This is a genomic window from uncultured Mailhella sp. (assembly GCF_947631555.1).
Taxonomy (GTDB): Bacteria; Desulfobacterota; Desulfovibrionia; order Desulfovibrionales; family Desulfovibrionaceae; genus Mailhella.
Map to the genome: position 1 here is coordinate 1 of NZ_CANRLT010000088.1, position 9,504 is coordinate 9,504.

Here is a 9,504-nt window from a genome sequence, read left to right on the forward strand (position 1 = left end):
CCTCGAACCCGTGCTGCGCCGGCAGATACTGGAACTGAGCCTGGGGCTGGACGTCGTGACGGCACCGGTAACGACATGCACTGTTCTGTGCCTGGCTTGCGGCGCCTTCAAAGCCCTGACCCACTATCTGGGCGGGCAGTCCGCAAAAACGCTCCTTGCCGACGCCGCGGCCACCCTGATTTCCATCCCTCTGACGCTCGCCTTCCTTGTCCTGCTCCGGGCGGCCTCCACTTGGGCGGGTGCGGATCCCACAGGGCTGGCAGCGGCTTCGGTCTTTGTGGTGAAACTGGCTTCGGACGCGGCCATCGGCTTCCTGAACGGCATGGAGGACCGCAGGAACAATCTACGGCGGCGCATGGCGGACTACCGCGCCTGTCTGCGCACCTCCCTCGACCTGTACAGCCGCCTTGAGGTCATGTTCCCCGAGCAGAGCGTCGTCAAGCTGCTGGAGCACCCCGGCACCCTGCTGAAAACACTGAAGGAGCGCAGTCCTGTTCTTGGCAACGCCATGATCCTGAACGCTCTGGATCTCATGTACTTCTGGTTCTATCAGCCGCGGGCGGAAGACGCCCTGGCCGCCCGCCTGCGCCGCTTTTCCGCGGGTGAACGGCAGGTACTCCTGGGGATGCAGCAGGTACTGCGGCAGGAAAGGGCCGTCAGCCAGATGTTTGTGGACGGGCTTCTCGGCAGGGAATTCGCCGCGCCGCTTTCCTTCTATCTGGCGCACAGTGAAGAATATCTCCGGCACATGGCCGAACTCTGCGCGGGGAAAAAGAGGCGCGCCTGACCGGAAAAACGCCTCTTGCAGCGCGCTACCATGCGTCAAGAGCGCCGATGTCCGTGAGTGCCGCGTAAAGAACGATGCCCACGGAGGTGGACAGGTTCAGGCTGCGTATGCAGTCCCTGACGGGGATGCGCACATGCCGTTCCGCAAAGGCCTGCACATCTGCAGGGAGACCGCAGGACTCCGGCCCGAAAAGCAGGCTGTCGCGGGGAGAAAAGGCAAAACGCTGGACTGGCTCCCCGGCTCTGGCGCTGGTGCTCACAAGCCGCCGCCCTGCGCCGTCCTCCAGAAGATAGGCGTCAAGAGACGGCCACACCGCAACATCCACATGAGGCCAGTAATCCAGGCCGGCCCGCTTCAAATGCTTGTCGTCAAGGCTGAAGCCCAGAGGTTCGATGAGCTGAAGACGCGTCCCCGTGCCCGCGCACAGACGTGCCACATTGCCGGTATTCGGCGGTATCTCGGGGTGATAGAGGACGACGTGGAGCATGGGCAAAAGAAAAACGCCCGTAGCAAAGGCAGATGGCTCTTCCGCTTCTCTGCTGGAAGCACGGGAAGTTCAGGCGCTATGAACTCTGCGGCAGAACGCCGGAAGGCAGGGGGAATCCGTTTTTCCTCACCCGACTCGAGACCGATCCTGCGGCGCGGCGCTCAGTGATGGGATGCGTTGGGGGAACTCTTTTTGATGTAGGTAATGGCGGCGATCACTGCGATGAGGCCGATGAAGAAAAACGCGAAATCCATGAACTCTCTCCTTGGAGCGGCTGCCCGGTGTGACGGAACTTGTGACGAAAACCATGCTAGAGCCAACCTGCCAAAAGCGCAAGGGCGTTTCCGGCTTTCCCTCCCTTCTTCTCCGATCCTCCTGCGCTGTTGAAGCATTCACTCCTCCCCTGACTTTTAAACATCAATTTCACTATCAAAAAATTTGAGAGGTACCTTCATGGAAATGTGGCTATCCAGCGCCTTGTGCGCTGTTGCGGACGGACGGACAATGGCGTAGGATATTTTTCCGTCCTTTATTTCTCACAGAGGGGGCCTTCATGATCCACGTTGATCTTCATACGCATACCAACCATTCCCACGCCCGCGACTCCGTCCGTCAGATGTTTGAAGCGGGGCAGGCCAAAGGCTTCACCATCCACGGTTTTTCTGAACACTCTCCCCGTCCTCTGGGCTACGACTATCCCCACGAATACCGTGAGCACCTTGACGCCACCTTTGAAGACTATATCCGTGAAGTAGAGGAGCTGAAAAAGGAACAGGCTCCCAAGGGCGTCACCGTGCTGCTGGGCATGGAAGTGGACTGGCTGGAAGATGAGATTCCCTATATCCGCAAGGTAACGGCCGCCCACGAGTACGACTACCTCATCGCGGGCATCCACTTTCTGGGCACCTGGCCCACGGACGCCGTGCCCGCCGACTGGGAGGCCTTCCCGCAGGAGGAACGGTACTCCCGCTACGAGCGCTACTACCGCACCATGAAACGCATGGCCGAGACCCGCATCTTCAACATTGTGGCCCATCCCGATCTCATCAAGATTTTCACCGTGGACGATTTCCACGCCTGGCTGGAACGCCCCGAAAGCATGGCCCTGGTAGCCGAAGCACTCACTGCCGTGCGCGATGCGGGCATGGCCATGGAAATCTCCTCCGCGGGCCTGCGCAGACCCTGCCGGGAAATCTATCCCGGGCCGAAAATTCTGCACCTCGCCCGCGAGCTGGGACTGCCCATCACCTTCGCTTCCGACAGCCACGCCACAGAACAGGTAGGCTGGGGCTTCGAGGAGCTGGCCAGATACGCGGCCTCCGAAGGCTGGAAGGAAAGCGTGGTCTTCTGCCGGGGAACGGTGCAGCGCGTCCCCTTCTGAGCGAGCCTTGCCTGAAGGAAACTCGTGCCTGATATCCGGAATGTCGCTTCCCCTTTCTCTCCGCAGTCCGCGGACGCTCTCATAGGAGCCGCTATGACCAGCCAATTAAAGACTCTTGTCCTCATGGCCTGCCTCTCCGCCCTGCTCATTGTCATGGGCGGCGCACTCGGCGGATCGCAGGGTGTACTCTTCGCCCTCGTCTTTGCCGTAGTCATGAACGTGGGCAGCTACTGGTATTCCGATAAAATCGTACTCGCCATGTACCGGGCGCAGGAACTTTCACCCGCCGACGCGCCGCTGGTGCATCAGATCGTGGAAGAACTGGCTGGACGCGCGGGTGTGCCCAAGCCGCGCCTCTTCCTTGTTCCCCAGGACGCCCCCAACGCCTTTGCCACGGGCCGCGACCCCGAACACGGGGTCATCGCCGTCACCAGCGGCATCATGCAACTGCTTCCCCCCGAACAGCTCCGCGGCGTGCTCGCCCATGAAATGGCCCACATCGCCCACCGCGACATTCTCATCCAGACCGTGGCCGGGGTCATTGCCTCGGCAATCACGGCTCTGGCCAACATGCTCCAGTGGGCCATGATCTTCGGCGGGCGCTCCCAGGATGAAGAAGGCGGCATGAACCCCCTGGCCGCTCTCTTCATGATGATCCTCGGACCTCTGGCCGCAAGTCTCATCCAGATGGCCATTTCCAGACGCCGCGAATACATGGCCGATGCCGCGGGCGCTGAGTACTGCGCCGACCCCATGGCCCTCGCGGGAGCTCTGGCCGGGCTTGACGCCTACAGCAGGCGCATCCCCATGCGGGCCAATCCGGCCACGGAAAACATGTTCATCGTGTCCCCCCTCTCCGGCTCCAGCATGAACCGGCTGTTCAGCACCCATCCGCCCATGGAAGAGCGCATCGCCAACCTCGAAGCTATGGCCCGCACGGGCCGCTACCCCGGATGACGCGCCGCCCCGCCCTTTCCCGGCGGGGCCTTGTTTTCCCTGTTCCCCGACTCTCCCACCAAGGAACAGCTCATGCCTCTCCCGCTCTTTTCCCGCCCCGATGGCTTCGCACTGCGCGGCCTTCAGTTCCTCTGCCGCGTTCTTGATGAAGTCATGCCCATGAACGGCACGCAGAAACGCGACCTGCCCCTGGCCTGCCGGGATCTCTCGGCTCTGCTCACCACGGAACGCAGCGCGCTCGCGCGGCCCTACTGGACTTCGCCGCGCTTCACCTCGGCCTACCTGCGCTACTTCCTGCCGTGGAATCTTGTCCGGCTCACTGCGCTGCTGCCCGGCCTGGAACTGGGTGAAATTCCAGACTCGCCCCTCATCCTCGACCTGGGCAGCGGTCCCCTGACCCTGCCGCTGGCCCTGTGGCTCTCCCGCCCCGACCTGCGCGCCCGCCCCGTCACCATGGTCGTCAGCGATACCGCCCCGCACATTCTGGAACTCGGCAAAACGCTCTTTGAACGCCTGCGCACCGAACTCGCCCCGCAAAGCCCCTGGAACGTGCGCTCCATGCGCGCCTCCGCAGCACAGGCACTGCGCCGCCTCTACGCCGGGCCGGGCGAACTCTGGCTGCTCAGCATGGGCAACGTGCTCAACGAAATGGAAGAACGCCGTGCCAGACCCGGCTGCCGGCTCTCCGTCCGAATGCGCGCCCTGCTCGAAGAAGCCGCGGACAAACTTGGAGAAAACGGACTGATCTTCGCCGTGGAACCGGGAACGCGGCAGGGCGGACGCCTCATGGCGCACCTTCGAAAAAGCGCACTCGGCGGCGCGGCGGAGGACGAAGACGCAGACGGTCTCACCGCCCTGGCCCTGCGGGAAGAATATTCCGCCCGGCTGGAAGACGACGAAGATTGGGAGAACGGCCGGAAAAACACCCGTGAAGACGAGGAAGACGCCTCTCCCCCGCTGTTCCGGCCCCTGGCTCCGTGCCCCCATGCCGCGGCCTGCCCCATGCTGGACAGGCGTTCCACCGCCTGGTGTCACATGAACGCACCTGCCGGCCATGCCCCGGAAGAACTGCTGGAACTTTCGGCCCGCGCCGGACTGAGCAAGGACTCCGTCAGCCTTTCCTTCCTGCTCCTCCGCAAACTGCGCAGCGGCGAAGGCCTGCCCGCGCCTGCACGGGGACGCCGCCTTGCCGCCCGCCTTGTCTCCGATGCCTTTGTCGTGCCCGCTCTGCCCGGCCGCGCCCGCTACGCCTGCACCGAACGCGGTCTCGCCCTCGTGCCGCAGTCCGCACACCTGCCCCCGGGCGCACTCTGCGAAGGCTTCTCCACTTCCGCACGGGACAGGAAATCCGGCGCGTTCCTTCTGAAACTCGATGAAGAACCCAACCCCGCTCCCCGCACAGACACCCGGCCCCCGCGCCGCCCCGCAGGGAACAGAAAAAATGATGAAACGGCGGGGAGGAAGCACCCTTTCCGCCGCTCCGCTGCCGGCGGGCGGGAAGCCCCACCGCATAAAAAAGGACGGACACGGGACGAGCGCGGCGGATAAGACGCGGCCCTTCCCGCGGGAAAGGCTGACTGCGTTCTCTGCGGGGGTAAGAAACTCCGGGAGAAGGCGTTTCCAGTAAAATCTTACGGCCTGCGGACTCCTGGCTGAATTTTCTGCTCTGACCACTGAATTCTTGTGAAGCCCTGCTGCATGACAGAAAGGAGCAAGTTGAATGAAAATATTTAACAACATCACTGATATCGTCCGTGATGATCTCGAAAAAACCATAACGAGAGGCAGTAAAGTTTCCGTTGCTGCAGCCTGCTTCTCCATGTATGCGTATCATGTCTTGAAAAAGCAGTTGGAATCTATTGATGAATTCCGATTTATCTTCACTTCGCCGACATTTATAACAGAAGAAGCAGAGAAGCAAAAAAGGGAATTCTATATCCCGCGCCTGAACCGTGAACAAAGTTTGTATGGTACGGAATTTGAAATTAAACTCCGGAACGAAATGCGGCAAAAAGCGATTGCCCAGGAATGTGCTGCCTGGATACGCAAAAAGGCCCGTTTTAAATCCAACGCTACCGGTGAGAATATGAGCAGCTTTATGACCATAGATTCCGCATCTGAAAAAGTTGCCTATCTGCCGCTGGGTGGATTCACGACCGTGGATATTGGCTGTGAACGCGGAAACAACAGCTATAACATGGTAAACCGCATTGAGGCTCCGTTCTCCACAGAGTATATACAGCTTTTTGAATCTCTTTGGAGTGACCGCGGCAAACTGCAGGATGTCACGGACGTGATCATTGACAATATTAATTCTGTTTATAACGAAAATTCACCGGAGTTCATTTATTTCATAATGCTTTATAATGTGTTCAGTGAATTCCTGGATGACCTTTCAGAGGACGTGCTTCCCAACGAAGCCACGGGATTTAAGCAGAGTAAAATCTGGAGTATGCTTTATGACTTCCAAAAAGATGCTGTTCTTGCGATCATAAACAAACTGGAAAAGTATAACGGTTGCATTCTGGCCGACAGCGTTGGCCTTGGTAAAACCTTCACCGCACTTGCCGTCATCAAATACTACGAGAACAGGAATAAAACCGTTCTTGTTCTTTGTCCGAAAAAGTTGTCCGAAAACTGGACTACCTATAAAGATAACTATGTGAACAATCCCATAGCTTCGGACCGTTTGAATTATGATGTCCTCTTCCATACGGATTTATCGAGAAACGGCGGCTTCTCAAACGGCCTGGATCTGGAGCGCCTGAATTGGGGAAACTACGATCTTGTCGTTATTGACGAGTCACACAACTTTCGTAACGGTGCCGGTACCCATGCCAACACGCAGCAAAACCGCTATGTCCGGCTGATGGACAAGATAATCCGCGCCGGGGTCAAGACCAAGGTACTGATGCTTTCCGCCACGCCGGTGAACAACCGTTTTACAGATTTGAAAAATCAGCTGGAGCTGGCGTATGAGGGCAACCCGGAATACATCAATAAACAGCTCAATACCAGGAAACCTATTGACGAGATTTTTCTTCAGGCACAGAAAGCATTCAATGCGTGGTGCAGGCTGGAACCCAAAGCACGGACAACTGACGCTCTGCTTCGGACGCTGGACTTCGATTTTTTTGAAATGCTGGACAGCGTAACGATCGCTCGCTCCAGAAGGCATATTGAGAAGTATTATGACATTGCAAAAATCGGCAAGTTCCCGCAGCATCTGAAACCTCTATCATGCAGTGCAAACCTGACGGATCTCAATACGTCCATCAGCTATAACGAGATCTATAAGCAGCTGTCCTACCTGACGCTTTGCATTTATACGCCGTCAAATTATATCTTTCCCAGCGTGCGATTAAAGTACAAGGAGCTAACACATAACAAAGGCGATAACCTGACGCAGACTGGCCGCGAGTACGGTATCCAGCGGCTCATGAGCATAAATCTTTTAAAACGCCTGGAAAGCTCTGTTTATTCCTTCAATCTTACGTTGAATCGTATTCTAAAGCTCATTAATAACACCATCAAGGCGATTGATGATTTTGAAAAAAACGGAAAATACAACCTCGATATGTATGAAATAAATGATATTGATTTTGATATAGATGACAGCAATACCGATTATTTTTCAGTTGGTAAAAAAGTAAAAATTAACCTTTCCGACATGGACTATAAAACATGGCGTGCCCAACTAAAGGATGATGCTGAGATACTTAAACGTCTTGTTCTTATGGTATCCGATATCACACCGGAGCATGATCTGAAATTAAAGATGCTTCTGCAGCTGCTGAATGACAAGGTGCGCCATCCGATCAACGAAGGCAATAAGAAGGTGCTGATCTTTTCGGCCTTCGCCGACACCGCAGAGTACCTGTACGACCATGTCAGCAAGCATATGAAAAGCACTTACGGCATGGATACTGCGGTAATCACCGGTTCCATTGATGGCCGCACGACCATAAAGAGCCTGAAGGCGACGTTCAATAACGTCCTGACTTGTTTTTCGCCTGTCTCCAAGGACAGGCAGACTCTGATGCCGGGCAGTACCACGGAGATCGATATTCTGATTGCTACTGACTGTGTTTCCGAAGGCCAGAATCTGCAAGACTGCGACTATCTGGTAAATTACGATATTCACTGGAATCCGGTGCGCATCATTCAGCGCTTCGGGCGTATCGACCGCCTGGGGAGCAGGAACACGTGCATTCAGCTTGTCAACTTCTGGCCGGAAATGACACTGGACGAATATATTAATCTCAAGTCCCGCGTTGAAACCAGAATGAAGATATCCGTTATGACCGCCGCCGGCAATGGTAACCTGATCAATCCGGAGGAGGATAGCGATTTGGAATACCGCAAGCAGCAACTTAAACGCCTGCGGGAAGAAGTCGTGAATATCGAAGACATGTCTACAGGCATCTCCATCATGGACCTTGGTCTGAACGAGTTCCGGCTGGATCTTTTGGAATACATTAAAACGCATGATGATCTCAGTAAGAAGCCGAAAGGCCTGCATGCCGTTGTTCCGGCAGACAAGGAGCATCCGAAAGGCGTGATCTTTGTGCTGCGTAATATCAACAACAATATTAATATTGACAATCGGAATCGTATACACCCGTTCTACATGGTTTATATCGGAGAGGACGGCGATAGTGTATGCGATTATCTGCACCCAAAGAAACTGCTGGATACGGTGCGTCTGCTTTGCCGTGGAAAAAAGGAGCCTGTGCTGTCACTGTGCAGGAAGTTTAACGAGGAAACGGACGATGGCCGGAATATGCGCGAGGTATCCGAGCTTTTGAACGATACAATCCATTCCATCATAAGCATCAAGGAAGAAAGCGATATTGACAGTCTCTTCTCTGCTGGCGGTACTTCGGCCCTGATGTCGGAGATAAGCGGGCTGGATGACTTTGAGCTGATCTGCTTCCTCGTGGTGAAATAGGGAGGTCGCGCTGTGTTTGGGCTGCCCGGAAGTACGGAATTCAATAGAAGAATTCCCAAACAGAAGTTTTATGAAAAACTTTCTGTGCCCCCCGCTCTGAAACGAGTGTTCATTGACCAGATACAAGTGATCTACTGGAGAAACAAGATCGCCTCTACCACCATGAACCTGGCCGCTGGCGAAACCGTCACTGAAGTGGAAATCTTTGAAGTGCGGCTTGAAGACCCGAAGCTGAATGTATCCGTCCTCCGGCAGATCGACAGGGAAATACCCTACCACATCATCTTCCTGCTGGAATACCAGGGAAAGTACCAGGCGTGGACGGCGTACAAGGAAGCAGCCTCAGGCAGCAATGCCTTCAAGGTAGGAAGGTATTATCACACGGACTGGCTGCCGGAGGCAGAGCTGCCGCTCAAAATAGACGGCTTGAACATCGACACGGTCTATGAGAACTTTGTGCGGCAGATTGCCGGAAATACCCTGCGGGCGGATTCCGGCGAAAGCCTGAAAGACTCTGTCGAGCGCGATGAAAAGAAAAAGCTTCTGGAAAAACAGATCGCGGCGCTGAAAAGCAAAATACGGCGGGAAAGGCAGCTCAATCGGCAGATGGAAATGAATATGGAGCTGAAGAAACTTAAAAAGATTCTGGAGGAATTATCGTAGATGCCGAAATCGGCATTCCGAAACAGGACGTAAAAGAATTCCGTCATGTTGTTCGCGATTTTAGAAATGATATTCACCCTTATCAGCAAAGGGAGGAAAAATTTTTTCCAGATACGCAAACAGCATTGATCTGCTTTCAGGTGTTGAAGGCCGCCATGGTTCAGATTGGACATTACAGAAACGGAGGAACCATACATGGAGAAACTGCGCATGGAATCGCCGGATAGAACGGCGCAGAATATCGACAAGATTGCAGCTCTGTTCCCAAGCTGCGTCAC

The 9,504-nt window shown here is 55.6% G+C and carries 7 protein-coding genes and 1 pseudogene; 6 read left to right on the forward strand and 2 right to left on the reverse strand.

The window, feature by feature from the left end:
• A pseudogene (locus Q0Z94_RS10140) lies at positions 1–787 on the forward strand (hypothetical protein); the annotation flags it as partial.
• Between the two features lie 25 nt (positions 788–812).
• On the opposite strand, the gene Q0Z94_RS10145 reads toward Q0Z94_RS10140, so the two are convergent.
• Positions 813–1,274 carry a tRNA (cytidine(34)-2'-O)-methyltransferase gene (locus Q0Z94_RS10145; protein ID WP_298069366.1) on the reverse strand — a complete coding sequence of 154 codons (462 nt, stop codon included), beginning with the start codon at positions 1,272–1,274 and terminating at the stop codon, positions 813–815.
• Between the two features lie 553 nt (positions 1,275–1,827).
• Here Q0Z94_RS10145 and Q0Z94_RS10150 point away from each other — a divergent pair.
• From Q0Z94_RS10150 to Q0Z94_RS10170, 5 genes are all read left to right on the forward strand, one after another.
• Positions 1,828–2,655 (forward strand): histidinol-phosphatase, encoded by an 828-nt coding sequence (locus Q0Z94_RS10150; RefSeq protein ID WP_298069368.1) that lies wholly within the window; start codon positions 1,828–1,830, stop codon positions 2,653–2,655.
• 93 nt (positions 2,656–2,748) lie between these two features.
• On the forward strand, positions 2,749–3,612 hold the full coding sequence (locus Q0Z94_RS10155) for a zinc metalloprotease HtpX (RefSeq protein ID WP_298069370.1): 864 nt from the start codon (positions 2,749–2,751) through the stop codon (positions 3,610–3,612).
• A 30-nt stretch (positions 3,613–3,642) separates the two neighbouring features.
• Positions 3,643–5,160 (forward strand): hypothetical protein, encoded by a 1,518-nt coding sequence (locus Q0Z94_RS10160; protein WP_298069372.1) that lies wholly within the window; start codon positions 3,643–3,645, stop codon positions 5,158–5,160.
• Between the two features lie 172 nt (positions 5,161–5,332).
• The gene (locus tag Q0Z94_RS10165) at positions 5,333–8,563 is read left to right on the forward strand and encodes a helicase-related protein (protein ID WP_298069374.1); all 3,231 of its coding nucleotides are present in this window, start codon (positions 5,333–5,335) and stop codon (positions 8,561–8,563) included.
• A 12-nt stretch (positions 8,564–8,575) separates the two neighbouring features.
• Complete coding sequence (locus Q0Z94_RS10170; RefSeq protein WP_298069375.1) at positions 8,576–9,226, forward strand: DUF4391 domain-containing protein; 651 nt, start codon at positions 8,576–8,578, stop codon at positions 9,224–9,226.
• A 60-nt stretch (positions 9,227–9,286) separates the two neighbouring features.
• On the opposite strand, the gene Q0Z94_RS10175 is transcribed toward Q0Z94_RS10170, so the two are convergent.
• The coding region (locus tag Q0Z94_RS10175) for a hypothetical protein (protein WP_298069377.1) at positions 9,287–9,504 on the reverse strand (218 nt) is incomplete at its 5' end.